Raw genomic sequence first — 1,292 nt, forward strand, 5'->3', positions numbered from 1 at the left:
TTGCAGGTGTGCCGTTCGCCTCCATGGCTTTGTCGAAAAACCGTCTGGCTGCTGCCTTGTCCCGCTTGGGGGTCAAGAGAAAATCAATCGTCTTGCCTTCCTTGTCCACTGCACGATAGAGGTATTTCCAGGCGCCTTTGACCTTGATATAAGTCTCGTCCATCCGCCAGCTTCCACCGACCGGGTGCTTGTGCTTTCTGAATATCTTTTCCAGTAACGGCAGAAGTCGAATCGCCCAGCGGCTGACCGCTGAATGATCAACGAATACACCACGCTCCGCCATCATTTCTTCGACATGGCGAAGACTCAGCGGGTAGGCTGCGTACCAGCGCACGCAGGTCAGCATTACTTCAAGCGGATAATGCATTCGTTTGAGTACCTTGCGTAGCTCGTCTATCATTACATGAATCACAAATTTTGTCGGATCGGCAGTCTAACAGAGACGGCTTATTGCGACAGAACCCACGATACTCTGTGATTTAACGCAGGGACTCAAGATGGGTTCGCCAGGTGCTTACTTTTAATGGAGTCACTGACACGGTCATCGATTACTTTCTTCATATCTTTTCCGTCGACTCGTATTTAAAATTGATGCGATTGCAACTGTTTTAATAGCAAATAGAACAGAATAATAATGTTTTTCTTCATGTGACATTAAGTCGATAAACACCTGCAGCTTACGACAAAGTAATCCATTTTTTTACCAAGAACGTCTGAATCCCAGCGAAACTAAATGGTGATCAAACTCATCGCTCAATACTGTCAAGAAGTGGCAGAAAAAAAGTGAGAGTATTGAGCAAAACTGTAATCACACTTTTTAAGTCTTAGATTCAGAAAGGGTTGCAGACTGTCTGAATTGTCGCAAACGGGATTGTCAAAATGCAGAAATGTAGAGTAGGTAGCGATTACAAGTTAGAGATTTAAAAGAAATGTATGTAACGAGGCGCAATCGAATCCGCAAAAAATTCTTTATGGCGGGTGAAAAACAATTCGAAGTATTTTAATGGGCAATCCTTTAAGAAACCTTGAAATTAGCAATTTCATGTTGCAAGGTCTCCGCCTGCTGTGTCAACGCACCAGATGCGGCTGTCGTTTGCTCTACTAGTGCTGCATTTTGTTGCGTGTCTTCGTCTAACGCATGAACCGCTGCCGCCACCTGAGTGACCCCCAAGGCTTGTTCACGTGAGGCAGATGAAATATCGCTAAGATAAACATTAATTTGTTTGGCATTAGTCACCATCGTGGTCATTGTGGTACCCGCTTGCTCGACCACTTTGGTACCGCTGGCAATT

General features: G+C 45.0%; 1 protein-coding gene and 1 pseudogene. Both read right to left on the bottom strand.

From position 1 onward, the window contains the following. Positions 1-400: IS6 family transposase (locus AAKU64_RS22495; protein WP_354363101.1), on the bottom strand; the 400-nt coding region annotated here is incomplete at its 3' end. 615 nt (positions 401-1,015) lie between these two features. Beyond that, positions 1,016-1,292 (bottom strand): annotated as a pseudogene (locus tag AAKU64_RS22500) (methyl-accepting chemotaxis protein); the annotation flags it as partial.

It is taken from the genome of Undibacterium sp. GrIS 1.8 (assembly GCF_040544445.1).
Lineage (GTDB): Bacteria > Pseudomonadota > Gammaproteobacteria > Burkholderiales > Burkholderiaceae_D > Undibacterium.